This is a genomic window from Pararhizobium capsulatum DSM 1112 (genome assembly GCF_030814475.1).
In the GTDB taxonomy this organism is placed as follows: Bacteria; Pseudomonadota; Alphaproteobacteria; order Rhizobiales; family Rhizobiaceae; genus Pararhizobium; species Pararhizobium capsulatum.
Genome location: NZ_JAUSVF010000002.1, coordinates 474,287 through 495,332, shown reverse-complemented (window position 1 = coordinate 495,332; position 21,046 = coordinate 474,287). Strand labels below are relative to the sequence as shown.

The 21,046-nt window shown below is 55.1% G+C and carries 16 protein-coding genes and 1 pseudogene; 3 read left to right on the top strand and 14 right to left on the bottom strand.

Annotated elements, in window-relative coordinates:
* Together tnpC and QO002_RS30945 are read left to right on the top strand one after the other, a co-directional pair.
* Complete coding sequence (tnpC, locus tag QO002_RS22650) at positions 1-1,599, top strand: IS66 family transposase (RefSeq protein ID WP_307234056.1); 1,599 nt, start codon at positions 1-3, stop codon at positions 1,597-1,599.
* A gap of 73 nt (positions 1,600-1,672) precedes the next feature.
* Positions 1,673-2,611, top strand: coding sequence for a TIR domain-containing protein (locus QO002_RS30945; RefSeq protein WP_370878569.1), 939 nt, complete (start codon positions 1,673-1,675; stop codon positions 2,609-2,611).
* Positions 2,612-2,786: 175 nt separating this feature from the next.
* Here the strand turns inward: QO002_RS30945 and QO002_RS22635 are convergent, their stop codons facing one another.
* The 3 genes and pseudogenes from QO002_RS22635 to tnpA form a co-directional block, all read right to left on the bottom strand.
* A complete protein-coding gene (locus tag QO002_RS22635; RefSeq protein WP_307234054.1) occupies positions 2,787-3,992 on the bottom strand; it encodes an ATP-binding protein in 1,206 nt (401 codons plus the stop codon).
* 53 nt (positions 3,993-4,045) lie between these two features.
* Positions 4,046-4,273, bottom strand: a pseudogene (gene tnpB, locus QO002_RS22630) (IS66 family insertion sequence element accessory protein TnpB); the annotation flags it as partial.
* Complete coding sequence (tnpA, locus tag QO002_RS22625) at positions 4,270-4,737, bottom strand: IS66-like element accessory protein TnpA (RefSeq protein WP_307234049.1); 468 nt, start codon at positions 4,735-4,737, stop codon at positions 4,270-4,272. The pseudogene tnpB and the gene tnpA, both read right to left, overlap by 4 nt.
* A 376-nt stretch (positions 4,738-5,113) precedes the next feature.
* Here tnpA and QO002_RS22620 point away from each other — a divergent pair, with 376 nt between their 5' ends.
* On the top strand, positions 5,114-6,496 hold the full coding sequence (locus tag QO002_RS22620; RefSeq protein WP_307234047.1) for an IS701 family transposase: 1,383 nt from the start codon (positions 5,114-5,116) through the stop codon (positions 6,494-6,496).
* A gap of 113 nt (positions 6,497-6,609) precedes the next feature.
* Here QO002_RS22620 and QO002_RS22615 read toward each other — a convergent pair whose 3' ends face one another.
* The 11 genes from QO002_RS22615 to bcsN form a co-directional block, all read right to left on the bottom strand.
* A complete protein-coding gene (locus QO002_RS22615; protein WP_307234045.1) occupies positions 6,610-7,314 on the bottom strand; it encodes an SGNH/GDSL hydrolase family protein in 705 nt (234 codons plus the stop codon).
* A 116-nt stretch (positions 7,315-7,430) separates the two neighbouring features.
* Positions 7,431-7,850, bottom strand: coding sequence for a hypothetical protein (locus tag QO002_RS22610; RefSeq protein WP_307234043.1), 420 nt, complete (start codon positions 7,848-7,850; stop codon positions 7,431-7,433).
* 155 nt (positions 7,851-8,005) lie between these two features.
* Positions 8,006-8,332 carry a hypothetical protein gene (locus QO002_RS22605; protein ID WP_307235097.1) on the bottom strand — a complete coding sequence of 109 codons (327 nt, stop codon included), beginning with the start codon at positions 8,330-8,332 and terminating at the stop codon, positions 8,006-8,008.
* 34 nt (positions 8,333-8,366) lie between these two features.
* On the bottom strand, positions 8,367-9,461 hold the full coding sequence (locus QO002_RS22600; RefSeq protein ID WP_307234042.1) for a glycosyltransferase: 1,095 nt from the start codon (positions 9,459-9,461) through the stop codon (positions 8,367-8,369).
* A complete protein-coding gene (locus tag QO002_RS22595) occupies positions 9,458-10,747 on the bottom strand; it encodes a hypothetical protein (protein ID WP_307234040.1) in 1,290 nt (429 codons plus the stop codon). Before QO002_RS22595 ends, QO002_RS22600 begins: the two co-directional genes overlap by 4 nt.
* 32 nt (positions 10,748-10,779) lie before the next feature.
* Positions 10,780-12,021, bottom strand: coding sequence for a polysaccharide biosynthesis protein (locus QO002_RS22590; protein ID WP_307234038.1), 1,242 nt, complete (start codon positions 12,019-12,021; stop codon positions 10,780-10,782).
* A gap of 408 nt (positions 12,022-12,429) precedes the next feature.
* Complete coding sequence (locus tag QO002_RS22585) at positions 12,430-14,289, bottom strand: cellulose synthase (RefSeq protein WP_307234036.1); 1,860 nt, start codon at positions 14,287-14,289, stop codon at positions 12,430-12,432.
* Entirely contained in the window at positions 14,286-15,344 is a 1,059-nt protein-coding gene (locus QO002_RS22580) for a family 8 glycosyl hydrolase (protein ID WP_307234034.1), read from the bottom strand. Before QO002_RS22580 ends, QO002_RS22585 begins: the two co-directional genes overlap by 4 nt.
* Positions 15,341-17,701 carry a cellulose biosynthesis cyclic di-GMP-binding regulatory protein BcsB gene (locus tag QO002_RS22575; protein WP_307234032.1) on the bottom strand — a complete coding sequence of 787 codons (2,361 nt, stop codon included), beginning with the start codon at positions 17,699-17,701 and terminating at the stop codon, positions 15,341-15,343. Before QO002_RS22575 ends, QO002_RS22580 begins: the two co-directional genes overlap by 4 nt.
* Positions 17,698-19,884 carry a UDP-forming cellulose synthase catalytic subunit gene (gene bcsA / locus QO002_RS22570; RefSeq protein ID WP_307235020.1) on the bottom strand — a complete coding sequence of 729 codons (2,187 nt, stop codon included), beginning with the start codon at positions 19,882-19,884 and terminating at the stop codon, positions 17,698-17,700. Before bcsA ends, QO002_RS22575 begins: the two co-directional genes overlap by 4 nt.
* A gap of 106 nt (positions 19,885-19,990) precedes the next feature.
* On the bottom strand, positions 19,991-21,004 hold the full coding sequence (bcsN, locus tag QO002_RS22565) for a cellulose biosynthesis protein BcsN (protein WP_307234030.1): 1,014 nt from the start codon (positions 21,002-21,004) through the stop codon (positions 19,991-19,993).
* Between the last annotated feature and the right edge of the window lie 42 nt (positions 21,005-21,046).

Here is a 21,046-nt window from a genome sequence, read left to right as displayed (position 1 = left end):
ATGATGTTCTCTGCTTCGGACCTTCCTGACGACGTTGATGCACTCAAGGCGATGATCGTCGCCATGAGTGCAGAAGGCGCCGCTGCCCGAGCGGAGATCACCCGGCTTGAGGCATTGAAGAAAGACACTGACGAGCGGATCGCCACCCTCACTGCGATTGTGAAAGTTCTACAGCGTGCTCAGAAAGGCACCCGCTCAGAACGGCTTCGGTTGGGAATCGACGATGATCAGATCGACTTTGCGTTCGAGGAGGTCGAAACCGGCTTAGCGACGATCGACAGCGAGCTCGACCAGTTACGGAAAGACAAGCCGAAGCGGGAGGCTCGCCCGCGCAAAGGCTTTGCCGCTCATCTCGAGCGTATCGAGGAGGTCATTGAACCTGAAATCCCTGAAGAGTGCCAAGGGTTGGAAAAGGTTTTGATCGGCGAAGACCGATCCGAGCGGCTCGATGTCATCCCACCGAAGTTTAGGGTTATTGTCACCCGCAGACCTAAATACGCGTTTAGGGGCCGTGACGGCGTGCTGCAGGCTTTGGCACCTGCCCATATCATCGAAGCTGGCCTGCCGAGCGAACGGCTCCTGGCCTACATCGCCGTATCCAAATACGCCGACGGCCTTCCGCTCTACCGTCAGGAAACAATCTACCTGCGCGACAGCGTGGTACTGAGCCGCTCCTTGATGGCTCAATGGATGGGACATCTCGGCTTCGAGCTCAAGATCCTGGCCGATTACATCCTGGAGAGGATTAAAGCAGGTGAAAGGGTCTTTGCCGACGAAACGACATTGCCGACCCTGGTGCCTGGTTCGGGAAAAACAATGACGGCATGGCTGTGGGCCTATGCACGTGATGATCGGCCGTTCGGGGGATCAGGGCCACCAATGGTCGCCTACAGATTTGAAGACAGCAGAGGTGGGCGCTGTGTGGCCCGTCACCTGAGCGGCTTCAACGGCATTCTCCAGGTTGATGGGCACGGCGCCTATACGAGCATGGTCAAAGAGCAGGTCAAGGCCGGCAGCAACGAAACCATCACGTTGGCAGGGTGCTGGGCGCATGTCAGGCGCAAATTCTACGAACTCCATGTGGGGGGTATCAATCACGCCGCGACAGCCTCGGTGAAGGCGATGAGCGAGTTGTGGAAGGTCGAGGACGAGATCCGGGGAAAGGATGCCAACATCCGTGCTGCCGCACGACAAGAGCGGTCTGCGGCCATTGTCGCCAACCTTTTTGACATCTGGGAAAAGGAGCTCGCGAAAGTTTCTGGCAAGTCCAAGACCGCGGAAGCGATCCGCTATGCAATGACCCGCCGACAATCTCTGGAACGCTTTCTCGGTAACGGCCGCATCGAGATTGACTCCAATATCGTCGAGCGCGCAATCCGTCCCCAAACGATCACACGCAAGAATAGTCTATTTGCCGGAAGCGAAGGCGGTGGCAACACATGGGCCACGATCGCCACGCTTTTGCAGACAGCTAAAATGAACAACGTCGATCCGCTCGCCTGGCTGACACAGACCTTAGTTCGCATGGCCAACGGATGGCCCGCGCAGGATATCGACGCTCTGATGCCGTGGAACTTCGAGTCGAGCGGGGTCGGCTAACCGCTTACACTATTAACAGCAAGGCTCTGATTTTGTGTGATAATGTCCCGTATCACATTTAGGAGGAGTGCGCATGGAGGTTCTGAAAATTCCACCATTTCCATCGAGGGCTTTGGTGATCGCTTCAGCCAATGTACTCAGAGCGGTAGGTCATTCCGGCTTCAATGCCCTGCGATTGGAATGGAATCTTGACGACACTGATGCTGGTTCAGGTGGCAGCGTTGCCGATCGAGCGACCTCATTGGCCACCTATGCATTGAAAGATCCTGAGCTTCGAACCCCTGAAGGTATTTCGCTTCAGTCTGCGATCGTCGCCAAAGCAGGAGAGATCTATCGTGAAGGGTATATGAACAACATCGGGGAGAAAGAGCGGCTTGCGTTTAAAAAGCATTCGAGCGAAGCTGGCACGATGAACGATGTTTCAGAAAGCGGTATGCTGGAACTCGGCGACACCATTGGTCACGTCGAAATTGCCAATGTCGAAGGCCGGCCAAATGATATAGTTCGAGTAAGGCCAGCGATATCTAGATCTAACAAAGTGTTCATCGTACACGGCCACGACGAGGGAGCGATTTATAAGCTCGCTCGGTTCCTCGAGAATATGAAGCTTGAGGTAATCATCCTCAAGGAAAGGCCAAACCAAGGCCGAACCATTATCGATAGATTCGAGGACTGTGCAAACGAGGTCGGTTTCGCCGTTGGCGACGTCAAGTGCGCGACGGCATTCTGGTGCTGCCGTTTGCGGCGGCAACGACGCCGTCTCCGCACGATGGTATCGAGCCGGCATTCGTTCCTGTGGCAATCGCTGCGGAGCCGCCACGCCGGTTTCCGCGCCGCGGCTCGACAACTTCGTAGCGACCAACAAATCCATCATCTGCCATGCAAATCTCCAGATAAAACTGGAAACCTTCTCGCATACGCAGCAAGCCTCAAAATACACCCAATCAAATGGGGCCGAGACGGCGCTTACTGCGGCTCTGTTCCCTCGCCTGCTCCATGCAGGTATCAGTGAGTATCGACCGACAACGGAACAATTGTCAGTGAGAAAGCTAAAGCCCAAAGGGCAGTGTCTCTCCCGCCCCCTCCCGTTCCTTGCAACCCGGCCCAGCCGGTCCGGTCCGGGGCTGACCGGCGCAGCAGGAACGGCACCGGTGTCGCGTTTCTAACTGGCCGACGACATCGCAGCCCTATCCAGCTTTGACAAAGGGCGATTTCAGGATTTCGCGAACCTCGTTGACTGCCGACAGCAATGTACGCACCTTGACGCCGCCCTTCGCCGGATAATCTTCGGTGCCAGCGCCGACAACAATCCTGTTCTCGATTTCAAGATCGTCACAGGCTACGAAGAAACCGCGCTCGGCGTGCGGAGCACTGGCGCGCTTGACCTCGATCGCCACTTTCGCTCTGCCGGCCTGTTCAAACACCAGGTCGATCTCGGCGCCGTCGGCTGTCCTGTAGAACAGAGGTGTCACATCAGGTCCGGCCACGTTGATCAGCGTCTCGATCACAAATCCCTCCCAGCTCGGTCCGACCACCGGGTGGCCCAGGAGTTGGTTGAGCGTGCCGATCTCCAGGAGGGCGTGGACGAGCCCGCTGTCTCGGACATAGATCTTTGGCGACTTTACAAGGCGCTTGCCGAGATTGCCGCTCCATGGGTGGAGAAGGCGAACCAGCATGAGATCGACAAGGAGATCAACATACCGGCCGATCATCGGTGCGGATACGCCCAGGCCCTGGGCGAGCCGGGCGCTGTTCAGTGTATTCCCTTGCCCGTTGGCGAGCATCGTCCAAAGGCGTCCGATCGTTGTGGCCGGCATGCGAGGCGCAAACATCGGGACATCGCGTTCAAGGTAGCTACGGACGAAGGCCTGGCGCCAGAGATAGCTGTCCTCATCGGTGATGGCGGTCAGGCTGTCGGGGAAACCGCCGCGCAGCCACAACCGGTCGATGTCGATGGAGGCCGCGACAGCCTCTTCCGCTCCGATTGGCGGCATCTCGAGATAGACAATCCGGCCTGCTAGGGTTTCCGATACCTGCTGGATCAGGTCCAGAGACGCGGACCCCAGCAGCAAAAATTGCCTGGATCGCTCTCCCCCGGCGCGCCGGTCGTCTACGATCCCGCGCAGTTCGGCAAACAGTTCAGGTAGTCGCTGCACCTCATCCAGCACGGTCAGATGCCCGACCTGGGCCTGGAGGAATGCTTCGGCATCTTCTAGCCTGCGGCGGTCTGCTATGCGCTCCAGATCGAGATAAATTGTGCCTTGTACTCGATCTGTGAGCTTGCGTGCGAGGGTGGTCTTGCCAACCTGACGCGCCCCGATCAGGGCGACGACGGGCGCGCGCGCCACAGCGCTCTCAAGGGCAGTCTCGATTTGAGGTCGGGGTATCATCATTCCCGTAAATCGTAAATCACAATTTTGATTTACGGTCAATGTTAAATGCAGGTAAAGTGGCGATCTTCTAAAACCTTGGTCACCATCACCATGCCACTGCCGTCCCAAACCACCATCTTCAAACGATCGTTGCGCTTACTGCGGAAGAAATAGACGTCACCCGAAGAAGGGTTCGCGCCAAGCGCTGTCGACACCAGTGCCGCCAGACCGTTGATGCCTTTCCTAAAATCCACCGGCTTTGAAGCAATCAGGATCCGCAAATCCGATCCAAGCGAGATCAAGCCAACCCTCGCAGCGCACTGAACACCGTCCGTCGTGCCTGCTCGTCGACGCCGCCTTCGATAACGACACAAGCACCATGAATCTCAATGCGCACAGTCAGCTTCGTATCGAGAGAAGGCTGGAGCCGCTCGTCTTCAATCTTTACCACAGGGACGAAACACATCTCCTGCCCATCAGATACGCGCTCGCGGGCGCAGCGGCGCCAGTAGTGTAACAAGCCTTGGCTGACGCCGTATTGACGTGCGACCGCAGAGATATTGGCGCCAGGCACAAAACTCGCCGCCGTAATCGTCGCCTTATCCTCGGGGCTCCATCGACGCCGGCGCTCTTCGCCGATGATAACCTCGACGCGAAGCGGACCCGATCGAGCACGCTCCGCATTACCTTGCGCATAGTGCTGATGACTGTCATCAGCACTATGCGGTCCAACTTTCTCATCGCCCGCGATTGGCACCAGATCCATAATTTCCACCTTCAAATCTCGAAAGATAAGAAGTATGCGCGAACTGAAATCCCGTTAAAACGTGGGGTGTTCGCAATGCTTACGACATAATTCCGCCGGGTGGTTTCAGTCCAGGCCATCGTGCTCTCCTCGAATCTTCGCAAATCCGAAGGAATCACCGACTGAAATCACTCACATCTTTTTGAGGCAGCCTCTTACCTCGACTTTGTACAAAATTCTTTTGGAATTTGAGTTGGTTGGCGGCGCTGACAGGCTGCGTCCGGCCGGCTTATGGTGCATACCAGCGCACGCATTTTCTATCATCTGAATTGGGTGAATCAATTTGCCGCAGTCTCTTTGCCTTGCCTGTTTCGTCTGAGCGGATTCGAACCGATGGATGACCGATCATAATGAGAACTGCGTCGGGTCGAGTGATCCTGTTCCGCACATCCTTCGCCAGTGGCTGTCGTCGTTTCGTCCCTGGTTCACGGCACCCAGCTGGGAGCATCTGCTGGTCCTGGTGATGGGCGCGATCCTGTCTCCAGGCAAACGAACAGTATCGTCGTGTTTGCGGATCACCGGCCGCGCCGAGGCCGGCAATTTTTCCCTCTACCATCAGCTGCTTAATCGCGCGCGTTGGAACCCGCGCACACTGGCTTCGCGGCTGCTATCGGTTGTTGTCGCCCGCCTCGTACCTGCTGGCCCTGTCATTATCGGCATGGACGACACCATCGAACGCCGATGGGGACCAAAGATTGCCGCCCGCGGCATCTATCGCGATCCGGTGCGCTCCAGTCACGGTCACTTCGTCAAAGCCAGCGGCTTGCGCTGGCTGAGCTTCATGGTTCTTGCCCCAGTCCCATGGGCCAAATGCATCAAGGCCCTGCCAGTCTTGACGCTGTTATGCCCCTCGGAGCGCTACGATAAGAAAAGGGGACGAAAGCATAAACTGCTGACGGATTGGGCAAGGCAGGGCGTGCTGCAGCTCTGCCGATGGCTACCTGGTCGCGACATCATCTTTGTCGGAGACAGCAGTTTTGCGGTTCACACCCTGGCTGCGGCTCTTCCCCACAAAGCCATCCTCATCACACGCTTGCGCCTGGATGCAAGTCTGTTTGCTCCACCAGACCAACGGCACGAACACACGCTTGGGAGGCCTGCACAAAAGGGCATGCCACAGCCAAAACTGAAGACGATCCTGCACCATCCCAAAACCGTGTGGCAGCGCATTACCGCCTCAAGCTGGTACGGACGAGAAACGAACAAGAGCCTCGATATTACCTCTTCCACCGGGTTATGGTACCGGCGAGGAACGCCGCCAAAGCTAATTCGCTGGGTGTTGGTCCGAGACCCCTCAGGCCGCCGCGAACCGCAGGCGTTCATGAGCACCAATACCGATCTCGAACCAGCTCAGATCATTGCCTACTTCGTTCGGCGCTGGCAAATCGAGGTAACGTTCGCGGAAACACGCGCGCATCTGGGTATCGAAACCCAGCGCCAATGGAGCGGCAACGCTATCCTGCGCACGACACCTTCGCTTCTTGCCCTCTACAGTCTCGTCACGGTATGGGCCGGTGATGTTCTCAGCCAAAAAACGCGCCCCTACGCGGCCGCATGGTACAAGAAAACCGATCTGACATTCACAGATGCAATGGCTGCAGTTCGCCTGGTTTTGTGGAGTGACGATCTTTATCGACACTCACCGTCAAACCCGGAAATGCATAAAATACCTCCCGGACGGCTTCAGCGCATGGCCCAGGCTCTTTGCTTCGCCGCATAATGTGCAAAGTCGAGCTTACGGCCTGCCGTGGCGGAGATGGATATCTGTACGTCCTGCGCCTCTACAATCAACAAGCTTTCAATCAACCATTTCCACTGCGGGGCTTTCCAAGTTCACCATCCTTTCGCCATCAGAACGCGGGCCACTTTGGCTGCAACCTTTGCATAACCTTTGTCATTAAGGTGAACCGGATCTGCCCGATCATCACATTTGATCTCTTCATTCACATCGATAAAATTATCTGGATAGATTTTCTTCAGCCATTCGTTGACGTGGGTTAGTTGCTCGCCACGAGGCGTCCCCGCGGCCTCTTTTTTATTACCCGCCCTCAGTATTGCTAGGAATAGATAATTTCTATCGCCAAGAAATGCAGATATTCTTGATATATCACGCGTAACTCCGTCAAAATCGTCAAAATTATTTCTTCCAACCCAAGCTATTACAACAGATTTTTTTGGAATTCGTTCTTTCAAGAACAAGTTTGTTATTATAGTCGATTTGTGTCCACCAAGAGCTAATACTCTATACGCCCTTCGCTCCCCGTCCAGAGAACCCAACGTTATCGCCGGGAATGCCAAGGATTGATTTGTAGCCCCCGCCCCCTTTGTTAAGCTGTCGCCAAGGAAAATCAGTTCAGGTTTTGCGCCTGCTCCACCGACAACTGGAAAACTAGTGGGCATCGGAGGTGGTTGAGCTGCTAATTTAGCCTTAGCTGCGGGAGCGGGAGGCCAATCGCATACTTCTTGAGCCGATAAGGTGCCCGAAATTGCCAAAAGTGTTGTTAAACCAATCAATAAACGAATAAAATACGAATACATAGCACCTCCGTTTGAAGAGACATACTTCCTAGATGAACCCGTAGACACAAATTGGAAGCCGAAAATTGGAAAGATCTAGCTCACGATCCAGCCCCAGATCAGCGCTGCAGTGGAAGTTATTTTATCAAGCGTTCGGTCGTTTTGTAGGCGCCACGTTCACGACGAAGTGTGATCACCTTCAAGCCTTTTGAGCTTTTCAACGACATAACAACTCGGTGATCCCCTATTGAAATGGTATCGACCTTTTGAATTTGTATTTCTGTATCTGGAACTATCTTTGTGCAACCGGCGCCAGCTGCATATGTGTAATAAACCTCCTTCGGGCGATAGAAACGAGTAAGTGGCTTCTCTCCGTCCATAAGGACGGTGCAATCCGCGCCCAGCGAAGTCGTGTTATAATTGCCGGCACCGGATACACATCCAGCTAGCATGAATCCGGCGACAGCGACGATAAACACTGATACAATTTTCATAATGTCCTCATTAGTCCTATTTTTTTTAGTATCATTCTGTTTTTTAGTTTCTGCGAAACTCATGCGGCGAACACTTTTAAGAGTGAACAAAACCATACGTTTCGGAAAGAATTTGGTCCGAACTACAGGTCGTTAAAGCTGACACAAATAAGTACTTTCCCAAACAAGCCCGCCGGCGCAGACCCTGAATGTGCGCCGTGGGCGAAATCCAGGAGAACCTATATTCTTCTGTTTTTCATTTCAACAATTGGATGCCACCATTTACCGTAAGCGATATCGTCATTGGCTCCAAAACGAACAGATCTCCTGCCGACCTTCAAAGTCTCCTCGCCGACATACGGACGTGGGATGGTGGAATCCGCCAGTTCCTCGTCTATGAACAATGCGATCCTGAGATGATCGACCGTGTCATGGTCGATGAGGTGAAGCGCGTCCCATAGATTCGGCCAATCGAGCGCGCGAAAATGTGTTCGCCGGACGCTAACGGCACAACTTCGAGGGCAAAACCAACGCGTCACCGTGAAGATACCCGGGAATCCCCACATTCCGGCAGTCCGAGGTTTGGGTTCGGATCACCGTTTACTTCGCCAGTATGCCTATGTACTTATCGAGCATCTGGCGAGCGATATGGCTCCAGTGATATCTTTCCGAACAGTGAAGCGCTTTGTATGCCATTTTTGTAAGATTATCACCGCCACGCGAAAGTACATCAGGCAGTATTTCATCAAAATCACTAAAATCTTTCTTAATTCGAATGGCGACACCGACATCAAAAAGCTCTGGTAAGTTACACTCTTCAGTTAATATTGGGATGCACCCTTGTTGTAGCGCTTCGAGTACAGCCATTGGCAAGCCTTCGCTAAGCGAAGGCAATACGAAATATTGGGATGTCGCGAGTAGCTTGTCCTTCTCGTCCCCATATGCAGACCCGATGAACTGCACGTTGGGGGTTCCCGCCACAAGTTCTCTTACCGCCTTCTCGTACTCGGGCTCGCCCCAACCAGCAATAGTCAATTGGTTAGCGGAACTCTGAGGTAGCGCATTCCAAGCGGTGATCAGCTCCAAAACCTGCTTCTTCGGATGAAGCCGACCCAAGTACAGGGCCCCCCGCTTACGTCCTAAGGCAGTTGACTCAAGCGTCTTATCTGATGCAATTCCGTTGGGTATTATGAATGTTCTCTCGCGGGCGGAAGGCATGAACTTTATGACAGATTCATACTCCGAATCGCTCAAGGCATGTATATGCGCTTTCTTTAAGACAGGCCTTTCCAACAAGAACGCATGGAGGGCTTTAACTGATCTTCGCCTGCCAACTATCCACGGATCAAGCATGCCTCTCGGAGAAACAACTACAGGAACGCCCCGCGCTTCTGTTAATAGCGCATAGATGGAAGCGGCTGACCATATACCGTGAACGTGAAGTATATCGGGTTTAAATAATTTAAGTTGTCTAAGTACTGACGGGTTAAATCCATACGAACCCTTTTTTGAAGCGAACGTCGATAGATGTAGATCTTCCCATATAGGTTTGTCCTCATCGTAAAATTGATCTGTCCCGCCAAATACGCAAACATCCACGTCCAGCTCTGCCAAGGACTTCGTTAGGCCGGAGACTGAGTAATATAAGCCTCCTGCACTTCGCGAAAGCGACGTCGAAAAATGCGCTACTCTCATTTCAACTGCCCGGAAGACTTTGCGTCAAATTTCTCCACTTGGAATCCCTTTCCATAGGTTGACCTAAAAAAACGTCCCAATACATAACGAAGCAATATTAATCCGTAAAAATATCTAACTGAGTTCCTAATGGGGTATTGAGAGGCGAACATCAAGCCGATGACAAATGCGCCAAGCAAAGTCACAAAGGCGACACGCCCGATTCTCAGTGATGAATTAACAGCAGACGCAGAAAAAAAGATAACTATCCAAAGATATGTATAATAAAATGGGCCAAAGACCCACGCTTCACCGAAGGCATTGAACGGAATATATTCGGCTATACGTTGCTCATTCGCAAGTTTCAGTGATTGAAATCCGTCTATAAACCCGAAGGAAGGTGCGAACGACACAAATTTGTAGTAAACGTCATAGGCCTCAGGCACTGCTGCCTTCGCCGATGCGGAGGTCACCAAAAGAGACGCCGCAAGATTTGTAACAATCATCTCTAGTAGATCAGGATTTGAGAAGGACAAAGTAATATATTGATAGACATACGAAAGTCCCAGAGTGGGGTGAGCCCGTGCCTCCAAAGCATACCCAACAAAAATCAGCGAAATCAGAGCGCAAGCGGCGGCAACTTTCTTTCTATCAATTACGTAGAAACTTACAGCCGCAACGATGAGGTAAACGCTTGTTATACGACTTGCTTCTGCTATCGACATCATAAAAGCTATCGATATAGGAACAGCCGCCAGCAATTGCAGGTACCACCTGCGGCTTCGCGCGCTAACTATAGTGGAAGCAATCAAGACCAGCGCTATCGGCCTAAAAGTTCCGCCAATTACTTTACCAAGCTCATTAAACTCAAATCGTTCATTCAGATCCTTAATTGAGCCATAGCCATCGTAAGACATCAAATTTGCAATCCCTAGCTGAGCTAGCAAATAGCATCCAGACAACGTCACGCAAGTAATCATAGTTAAAATAAAGGTGTCTGGTATACGGATTGCCTTAGATACCTCCCAACTAGTCGCCAAGAGGTTTCTATAAGAGAAAGAACAGTAAATCGATAGCAGTAAAAAACAAAACGCGGTAACGCCTTGTGCTGTGTTCGCGGATAAATCGGTATTTACAAAAATATAAATACTTCCAAATCCACGAGAAAAACCATTTCTCGCTGCGGATAGAGAAAAAATGATCGCAGATAGAAGTGTGAATGCTGCAACAAATCGACCCGATAGGTGAGCTTTAAACGGGTTTATTAATATTACAAGAGCTGCAACACAAATAAAATTGTAATACATATTCGCCCCATTTCGATGCTAGTCAGAATGAACTATTTCCGTCGCAGTATGTAGACACTCACCGTAATGCAAATTATTCCTTCAAGCAAATCTGCAAGTACAAATCCATATATACCAAGAGGTCGGGCTAACGTCACGCTTAAAAATGCGCCCCCGATAACCCCCGCCACGCTTAGTAACATTAGTGGGCGGAACTGGCCGAGGGCTGCCATTCCCTGCTTGAAGGTGAGCGCCAAACTTCCGGTTAGGACCACCGCAGAGAAGGCTACTAGTACAGACCCTATGCGTGAAAAGTTCTTGTCATTCTCCAATGTTAGTCCCAAGCCCACCGTTAGCATCACCATGCTGAAAATGAACGTAGTAATGATGCTAATCCATTGATGACGAAGAATAAGTGTTGGCTTATTCCTGGATTCCAACGTCATGGAGGAAACGATCGATGGAAATTCGACGCGTCGAAGAAAGCCAACGATTTGCATTGTAGCCGCGAGTATCTGCTTTCCGTATACGAATAATGCTGTGCTTTCGGATCCCAGTAAAGTAACTGAAATGAGAAGCTGAAATCTGTAGTACAATTGACCGGGGATGGTGCTCCCTATCAAGGAAAGGCCGTCACGTGCAGCCTGCCATATGCCTTCCCAACCGGGTAATACGAAAGTAATTCGCATTCCGACGGATTTTAGAGAAACGACTTGAAGCGCGAGTGCAGCTATGTGTCCACTAGTAAAAGCGAGCCCCAACATGGCGCCTGCATCCTCATTTGCCCTTCCAACAGATAGAATCAGGGCAGTTGCTGAGAAGATGTATGGCATTGCTCCGGTAGCGCCGCTTAGGCCGCTGCGACGGAGGCCGTCAAATAGGCCAGAAAAGTTGAACCCCCAAACAAGATATGCTGGAAGCGCGTAGAGGAAGAAATTGGTGGTGAATTTATCGTCGCTTAGGAGAAACAAATATACCGAAATTGCTAATGTGCAAAAGAGGGAAAGCGTTACTCGGATTGTTGTCACTTCCCAAAACAGTTTCCAGAACGGTGTAGGATTTGTGTCATGTTCCGCAAGCAAGCTTGATTGACGTGCGAAAACAGTGAGGGATCCGGCATCGACAAAAATTATGCCGAGCATTGCAACGGAAAAATGGGTCCCAAAAGCAGCTAAAAGGTTGAGTTCCTGGCGAGCGACTAACCATGTTTGCGCTGCAAAAATGGAGCCTTGTCCAAGGCCGTATGAGGAAATCAAAAGGAGAATATTGAGGTATTTATTCTTCAGAGTTGCCATTTTGTTTTGTTTACCGACGGAATTGATATCCGTAAATTCTAGCTTCTCACTAAACGCCAACCCGATTTGATTTCAAAAGGGTTCCTCTAAGTGTTTTACTACCGTTGCTTGTTCTCCCTTTGGCGGGGCTCTTAAGCCCCTCTTGGTTCAAACTGGCGTCGAGATTTCTAGACTTCTTGCGCTGATTTATCTACGAGAGATCGGGCCTTGCGCTGCTTGCGGACAGTTGCAGGGCATCCGGCAGCAACCATTCCCTCAGGCAAGTCGTGCAGAACGGTGCTTCTAGCCGCCACGACACTACCCCGTCCGACTTTCACACCAGGTGCAATGAAGCAATCTGTCGCGATCCATGCCTCCGCTTCCACCTGAATTGCTTTTGCTACGAGAGGAAAGTAGATATCGTAAGGATCATGAGTGCCCGCGCAAAGATAGCTCCGTTGTGAAACAACCGCATGAGCTCCGATAGTGATTGGTGCAAGGCTGTAACCAGCCGCGATTAAGTGCCGAGTTGGGATGCAGGGTGCGAGGGTCGATCGTTGTCCTGCAGCCGCGTTGCACGGTCGTCGCCTGCGGTGCGGCCACTACCGTGCGCCGTGGTGTCTCGCGATAATCGACGTAGGCGGTCTGCCCGGCGACAACGGAGCGCTCTGGCTGAGCTTGGGGCTGAACCTGTTGCTGGGCGACAGGCTGTTGGGCAAGGGGCTTCCCTGACGTCAGTGGGACCAGACCGAGCTCTTTCAACCGCGCCGCACGCTCGGCTTCCGTCTCCGGTTGTCCCACACGGGCGATACGCTGCGAGCGACCGGCCCAAAGACGCTGGATTTCCGCAAGGTTCTTGATGTCGTTGATCTGCTGATACGTCACTGCGAGCCCATAGGCCGACGGCTCGTCGTCGAGTTTCCAGCCGAGCGCCGTACGGAACCATTGGATGGCGGTCTGCGGTTGGTTCAGCGCCCGCGCGTACCAGCCGAATTGTTGCGCCGTCGCGGGATCGCGCGACTTGATCACTTCAGGGGCAATACGCCGAAGAACCTCACCTGTGATCGGTAAGGGGGGCTCCACGCCAAGCAGATTGGCAGTCGCCGCCAGATAGACCGCCTTGGCTTCCTTCGAAGCATCCCGCCAGCGATACATCGCGTCTTCTGCCGCTAAATAGTCCTTGCGCTCGATCAGCGTCAGCGCCAGCCCTTCGGAGGCTGAAGCGGTGTCTTCCTTGTCGCGCGAGCGGCGGAACCATTGTTCGGCCGAAGGAATGTTCTTGTGCAGGTAATGGTACCAGCCCAGCAGCAGCGCATCGGATGCTAGGCCACCGGTTTCAGCCACCTTCTCCAGTCGCTCGACATAGGTCGGCGGAACGGTTTTCTTCTCGTCCGAATTGGCATCAGCGACGAAGCGGCGCGCGAGATCATCGCGCAGGCTGTCGAATTCGCCGATGCCGTTGTCCAGCACCTTGCCCTTGGCCAGCAGTTCCTCGATGGCCGGTGCGGGCAATATCGCAGATGCCTTCTGCACCGTCGCCAAGCGTTCGGCGGTGTTCGTGCAATTGTTGAGGATATAAGTGTAGGCGTCGGTCGAGCGCTCTGGCCGGTCCGTGCGGAAGAAGGCTTCGGCGACGCGCCAAAGCACGTCCACTTCACTGCAGGTGAGCAGGCTGGGCGTCTCCGAGCCAATGGTAACCACGGCCTCATATTGCTTGAGATCGGACGCGTTGATCAATCGCAGCCGGGCTTCGGCGACATCCAGCCGCTCGATCAGATCTGCCGGGGGCCTCCAGTTTGTTTCTGCTACCTGTCGCGCAGCAATTGCCTTGCGCACCTCGGCATAACGTGCCTCGGAATAGAGTTTCCACATCCCCTCGAGCTGCGTGTCGGCATTCTGCGGCACTGCCAGCGGGTCTTTCGGTGGTACCCAGTTCGGATAAAGTGCGCGCAGTCGCGAAATTTCAGCCTGAAGCCGGACATTATCACCGCGGCTGGCGAAATAACGCAGCGCGCTCTCGTCCACGACAGGATCTGTTGCGGAGGTCGTGATCGCATCAGCAACCGGCAGGAGAGGCTTGGAAGGAACAACTTCGCGGAACTCGGCGATCACATTGCGCGGCATTTTTCCGGATGGGGTGGGAAGCGAACTCAGTTCGACCGACGCCTCGGCTTCGCCGTTGATAGTCGTCTTCACGAATTCGACCAGGCTGTCGAAGGTTGCACTGTCTCTCACGCCGATAAACGTGGCAGCAAGGGCGACGGACAGGGCAAGGTGCGACAGCTTCATAAACACTCCGGCCGCTTTTCAGCGACAAAGGCTAGCCCCAGAAGATGGAGCGTCGACGGATAGTATTGCGTCGGCCGAAAACTTTTCACGTCTTCCGGCAACGGCGTTCCTTCGACTACACAGGCCAGAATATGGTTAATAATTCGATAACCCGGATCGCTCAGGTTGTTTTTTACTTCTCCAGTATTGACATCAGTGATTGCAATCGCATCGGCTTTTCCCGTAATTCCCTGACGGAAGCGGTTGAGGAGCGCGGGATCTGTTTCACCGGAACGCACGAGATAAAGCGGAATTCTCAGGGCGTTGTATCCAAACTCCGGCGGGAACCCCTCCGCTGCTTTCGGCGCACTGGCAAGAGAAAGCCAATCCGGCGGCAGGCGTCTGGGACCGAGCGCTACGTCGCGTATGAGGGCAAGGCCCGATTCCCGAATTTTCGCCCATTGTGGTGATGGGCTGAGTGAATCGAGGACTGGCAACGCCTCGAGTACCCAGTAGGACAGATTGACGATGGGTCCGTCTTTTCGCCCCGGCAGCACGAACCCCTCTGCTGCCGGCAACAGCAGGCTGCGCGAAGTGTTTTCGATCGTCGCACTCTTCAGGATGCCGCGGGCAATTCCGGCACCGGCAGCGAGATAGTCGTTGCGCTTCCACTCGCGCCCGGCGAGCGCCAATGCATAGGCGATGAGGATATCGCCATCGGTGGCGTTGTTGATATCCGTAACGTGCGGTTTTGCGGCTGGGCTCCACTTCCACGCAGCAAGGCCGTCATTGCGGATCAGAAGTTCGGTCCTGGTGAAGCTCCAGATCAGTGCGAAGTCCGCACGATTGCGGGCCAGATAGGCAAGCAGGAGGCCATAGCCCTGCCCTTCGCTGTGGCTGATATTGCCGTTGCCGTCGTCAATGATCCGGCCGCGCGGATCGAGGAATTTGCCCTTGTAGGCGTCCCACGCCGGCACCTCGATCCGTTGCTGCGAAAGTGCAGGCCACGACGACATCATCAGAGCGACGACGCCAAGCAAAACAGACAGAATTTTTGCACCCGCACCCGCCGTCATCCCCTCCGTCCCAGGTTGGTAAGCAGCGCTGCGGTCGCAAGACCCAGAATAACAGCAAGGGCTGCCAGCAAAAGTGCGTAGCTGAGTATGTTGCTCGACAGCCAGTTGGCCGCGATCAGGCGATAGTTGGCGAAAGACGGCGGCAGTGTCGGCACGAGCTCGAAACCCGCGACTGGTACCGTCTGGATGGTTTTGGCATCGGGCTGATAGCTTGCCACATGACCGGTGATCTGGGTCCAGTTTTCGCGCGCACTCACGGCCAGCATGGCATCCTTGAGTTCCCGACCGGTGCGGCCGGCAACAACTGTCCACGTGCCGTGCTCCTCGGGGCTCGCCCCTTGCGCGATGATCAGGGATGCGTCCCGCGCGGGTGAAAACCGCGGCTCCGGCGCGGGTGTCAGTCGCAGAGAATTGAGAGAGATGTCGAAGTTGCGCTTCAGCCAGTCCTCCAAGGCAGTAACCTGTACACTCAAGGCTCCACCGGGCAGTTTATCGCGCCATTCGTCGAAGGCAACCTGCGTTTCGGCCTCGTCGCCTCCGTCCGTTTCGCTACCACCCCATATGGTCTGGTTAGTGGCCGCGATGTTCAATTGCGTAAAGACTGTTGGTGGCATCTGCGACAGCGTGCCGACGAAGATCGCGTCGCGATTTCCGATCAAGGATGGTGACGCAACCGTTTCGATCGGAACGGGATGGCCCGAGCCAGATGCAATGCGGGCAAGAAAGGTTGCAGCTGCCGAAAGTGTGTCGCTGTCGAGCCGGTCCATGAAGAGAGGGACAGGTGCGGTCGCACGGCCGTAAGGAAAACCGGTCCCGGCAACTGCCGAAAGATTGGGTAGCTGCGCTATCCGGGCGAAGTCCGGCATGTGAAATTCTGTCGTGTCGAAGAGGGCAAAACGCGGCGTATCCGCAGCCGTGCTGCCCGGTGCACATGCTTTGTCCTCCCCGGTATTGAGGATAGCTTCGATGGTGATCGTATTGACGCCGGGTCGAAAGTGGCGAAGCGTCACGTTGATCGGCAGGTGCCGCAAGATCCCGCCACCCGTTGCCGAGATTGGCACGGTGGAAGCAATATTGCCGTTCACATAGATGTCGATGTGGCTCCCTGGCAGCACGCTCTGGGCATAGGCGGCATCGAGCAGAAGAACCGCCTCGCCATAGGCATTGGCATAGAAATCGGCGGGAACCGCAAGGTTGAACTGTGTACGAAAGCGCCGCCCGGGGAAGTTCTCGGATTTCAAGCCGAGTTGCGACAGGCGTATATTTGCGCCGGAAAACAGGAAGGGTACATCCGGCGCCATCCAGCGCTGCGTGGCGATCACGTCGCGCCGGGAGTCCGGCGCCGCGTCAGATGGGGCGACAATGCTTTCGATGGCGCTCGACACGGCCTCCCAGGTGGGACCGCTGACGACGAGGACGGATCCACCGCTTCTGGCATCATTGACGAAGGTTGCGATAGGCCCGCTGCCCGCCTCTGCAGGCAGAGCCGGCAATAGCGGCTGGAGTTCGTCAGCCGTGCCGACCAGTACAGTCAGTCGACCCGGAAGATCCTTGGCTGGAGCGCTCGCCTCGATGGTGACCGACTGGTTGGGCATGTTGGCAAGTGTGGCGAGCCCCTGCGACAGCCGCAGCAACGGTACTGTTGCCGATGGCCGTTCGATGCCAGGAGCGACAAGATTGAACTGGGTCAGTCCCTTGTCATCCACACCAACGGCGCGAACATCGTCAATGGTACTCAGCAGGCTGGGGGCCCGCCCGTCAAAATTCAGATATGTTCTTTCGCCGCTGATGTTCGACCAGAGTTCGTAGGTCGATTGGATGGTGCAATCCGTGCGGTGCCGTTGCGTGGCGCGCAGACGCAAGAGATTGGCGCCAGGTTTCAGCAATCCCTTGGGCACCGTCAGGTTTAAATCCGAAGGACCTTCTGCGGAACGCAGTGCTTCGTCAGCCAGTTCGACATCATTGATGCTGACTGTCAGTCGTGACGTCTCGGGCGCAACAAGGATAGCGTTTTGATAGCCAATATTGAATGTCGTCGCGGAGGCAGCCTGCTCGGCCGTAAGATAGACGGTCCAGGCTGCCTGATCGACTTCACCTGCGAGGTTGAGATCCTTGCTCGGCAGCATATAGCGCCGGAAACTCTCGGTTTCCGCCGGTATGTCCTGCGCAGGTTGCGCATCCGAAGGCTGTGCATCCGTAGGTCCAGAACCTTCCGCCCCTGCCGCCGGTTGATCAGGCAAGGGTGCCGGCATCTCCTGAACGGGGCGTTCGGTCGACATATCGAAAGGCAAGGATTGGGCATCGGCGTCAGCGGTGACAGTCAGAAGCAGGAAACAGGCCGCAAGAATGCGTTTCATGTTTTTGCTCCTTCCTTCGCTATCTCCGGCCGCGAGCCGGTTCCCTTGAAGAGATAGGCCAGACCGCGGCTGGTCTGGTAAAGGGCTAGCCCGAAAAACCAGATCGTGCCCCGCAGCAGGCCGGGATTGCCACGGCGCGATAGCTGGAAATCGGTCCACTGTTTCGAATTCGCGAAGATCAGATCGGCCACGAGACTATGGTGTCGCGCGACTTCCGGCAGGTAGCGGCAACCCAGCGTGACGATGTCGCCCGCCACCTCGCTGTTGCGGATCGCGACAGGAAGAATTTCTTCGTGTCCATCACCACTATGGGGTTTGAAGCGAATTTCACCCCGCGTATCGAGCGCCAGCTTCGGAATGTTCTTGGCGTAGACGTTCACGCGCGCGCCATGCACAGAGACGTTGTCTATCGTTGCCGGGTACCATTGCCCGTCCAGGCCGAACTCGCACCGACGGCTAACCTTGACGCGGCGGGTGGCTGTCCTCTCCCCCCGTTCCGAAACCACGCCGAGCGCGCAGCCGGCCAGAACCAGGTTGAGAAGGTTCCATCCGCCGACGACGAGCGTCACATCGGCTTTGTAGGGTTCTGCATAAACCCGGTAGATAGTCACCACGAACGCGAGGAGAAGCACCCCGAAGATCACGAAGAATGGTCGGCTGATCTCCGACAGTCGGCTGACAAGGATGGACTCGTCCTTCGCCGTGACCTTGAAGCTTGGCTTGCGCGGATTTATGATCGCGGAAACGACCGCCGGCAGGAGATGCACCGTCTGTACATATTCATAAAGCTCTGAGATCCATGGCCAGCGGAAGGCGCCGTAGAGATAGTTCTGCATCATCAGGTTCACGAGCATGTAAGCCAGCGTATAGGCGAGGAACTCGCCGCCAGAGGCTGTGAATATCTGCAGATCGAGAAAGAGATAGCAGAGTGGCGCGAACAGGAAAATCGCGCGCGGGAACGGAAACAGCCAGAAGAGAATGGATGACATGTAGCAGAGGCGCTGCGGCAGCGAGAGGCCGCGCTTCAGCAGAGGGAAGCGGAACCGCATGATCTGCATCATGCCCTGCGCCCAGCGGCTGCGTTGGCCGATGAAGCTCGCGAACGTGGCGGGCTGCAGCCCGGCGATCAGCGGCTTGTCTACATAAACGCTGTTCCAGCCATTTGCGTGCAGCTGAATTGCGGTTTCGCAGTCCTCGGTGATGCTGAGGCCGCTGAAGCCGCCCGTCTGGTCGAGAGCCTGCCGGCGGAGTACCGCCGCCGAGCCGCAGAAAAATGACGCGTTCCACTTGTCGAGGCCGCGCTGAATGATGCCGTAGAACATCTCGTTTTCGCTCGGCATGCGCTCGAAAGTGCGCAAATTGCGTTCAACGGGATCGGGGTTGAGGAAGAAATGCGGCGTCTGAACGAGGAACAGCTTCGGATCGTCCTCGAAATAACCGACAGTCTCCAAGAGGAAATCGCGTGCAGGCGCGTGGTCGGCATCGAAGACGGCGATCAGTTCGCCGATCGAGTGCTTCATGCCATTGTTGAGGTTGCCGGCCTTGGCGTGCTCGTTTCGGTCGCGGGTGAGATAGTTGACGCCAAGATCGAGGCACAAGGACTGTAGTTCCTCGTATCGTACCTTGGCCGCCTGATCCTCAAGAAGATTTGTAGACGTGCGCTTCTGCAACGTGCCGCCGTCGTCGAGCAGCCAGACGGTCACCTTGTCCGCCGGATAATCCATGCCTTTGGCCGCGGCCAGTGTGTTTGCGAGCAGCCCGGCCTCTTCGTTGTAGGTGGGGACGAAGACATCGACAAACGGGAAGTTGTCTTCGGTGGCCGCACGCGAAGGACGCGGCGGCAGCGGCATCGCAACGACAAAGAGGCTAAGCGCCAGCATCATGACGCTATACATTTCGGCGAGATAAAGCAGGAAGCCAGGAATGAAATTTTCAAGCTGGTTGACGGGGGGAAGCGTGCTGGTGGTTCGCCAATAGACATAACGCAGGACGACGGCTGTACCAAAGGCCAGCGCGATCAACCGCCACTTCCCCTCCGCGCGCAGGATCTTGATGACGGCCATGGAGGTGACCACAACAAGGCTGGCGATCAGCTGCGTCTGCAGGTTGATCGGCAAAGTGATCAGCAGGATCACGCAAAAGGAAACGATCGCCCAGAAAAGTATAATGCCGGCTTTGCGCATGCGTCCTGCCTTTCGGGAAACACCGCCGGCGCCAGCCATCGACACTATCTTCGACAACCGTGCACGGATCGGGTTCTGATCCGCGGTCCATCATGGACCATTACTTCTAGCACGGCGGTGTTCCGTCCGAGTTTGCCACGCAAGACGGAGAAGGAACAACGACTGTGTTCATATCTGACGTTACAGGTAAAGGAATGGTTTCCGCCGCCTGAGGATTCTGCACGCCGTCCGGCGATGGCACAAGTTGAGTGGAATTTTCCACCTGTGTCGCTCGAACCGGCACAACCTTCGTCACTATGGGCCTGGAAACGTGCGTCACCCGGGCCGGCTCCAGATCCTGCGGAAGCGGCCGAATCGGATTGGAGGTTCGCCCCAGACCATCATCCACGGATGGGGGCGCGCCGTAGGGGTTCCAGCCCGGCTTGCTGATGCCGGCGCGGATCGTATAGCCATACATGACCGAGAGGAGCTTTTCTTCGCTCGCCCCTTGTTCGCACAACCGCAAACGCACCTGAATGGTACCACCGTTCTGGAAGGCAGAGCGTTCTTGTTCATTGGAGCGGATTTGTTGCCAGCCGTAGAAGCAGGAATCGTTCTGGCGGCCGCGACCAAATGCATAGCCGAATGGGCCGTAATCGTTCTGCAGGAAGAGATCGGAGCGTTTCATCCCGACGCCGGGAAACTGCGCGCGCATTTCCTGACCGATCGTGCTTTCGCGCAATGTGGCATAGCCAAGCGATTTGCCGCCATCACGATCGATGCCCATGGGGCCGAAAAGCTTGATACGGAGGAAGTTCTGGCCTGGCGTCGATGCCGAGGTGAACAGCAGTATGTCTTGCTCGTCGGCATTCGTGAATGTGCGGGAGACAACGCTGACAACGGCAGGCCCGCCCGGTGGCGGCAGAGCCATTGCCTCTTCCGAGGGAACGGTTGTGGCGCCTTCGGTCAGACGAACGCCGTCGCGCGGCGCGCCGCAAGCCACAACGGAAGCACTCATCACAGCAAGCGTCGCTGCTCTCCGCAGGCTTGGCATGCTCAAAACGGGCACATGGCGGTGGAAAAACCCCGCGAAAAATCCCCGCGAAGGGGTGTTTTGTCGAATCAAGGGAAACCGAATCATGGTCCACTGTTAAAGGATCAGAACCTCTTCGTGAATCCCGAT